At 59.1% G+C, this 391-nt stretch carries 1 pseudogene; it reads right to left on the bottom strand.

Annotated features, from left to right (window positions below):
• Window positions 1-391, bottom strand: a pseudogene (locus ACR9Y2_RS40310) (hypothetical protein); the annotation flags it as partial.

Raw genomic sequence — 391 nt, 5'->3', positions numbered from 1 at the left:
TTGCCCCATCGCGTCGTAGCCGTAGTTCAGCGTCAGCCGCGGGAATATATCGTAGGTCGTGGGGGTGTTCAGGCGCCCATACTGCGGATAGACCATCTGAGTCACCTTGCCCTCATTGTCATAAGAGTAGTCAACCGTCGGCGTCATGTACGAAGTCCCGCCGTAGTCGGAAGCCTTGCTCGTCAGCAGCCCCGCCGAAGTGTAGCTGTAGTGCTCCGTCACCGCGTTCGGAATCGATACGGCAGCCAACCGCCCCCAGATGTTGCGGGTGGCAGAACCCGACCCATCGTAGTCATACGTGTTCGTAGTCCGCTGGTTCACGTCTTCCGCCCCAGTCGATACCGGATACCGCTTCACCATCGTCACGCGTCCGTACGCGTCATAGACATTC

Source organism: Paludibaculum fermentans (assembly GCF_051172195.1).
Taxonomy (GTDB): domain Bacteria; phylum Acidobacteriota; class Terriglobia; order Bryobacterales; family Bryobacteraceae; genus Paludibaculum; species Paludibaculum fermentans_A.
The sequence above is the reverse complement of the archived record's forward strand: the minus strand, read 5'-3'. Positions and strand labels throughout refer to the sequence as shown.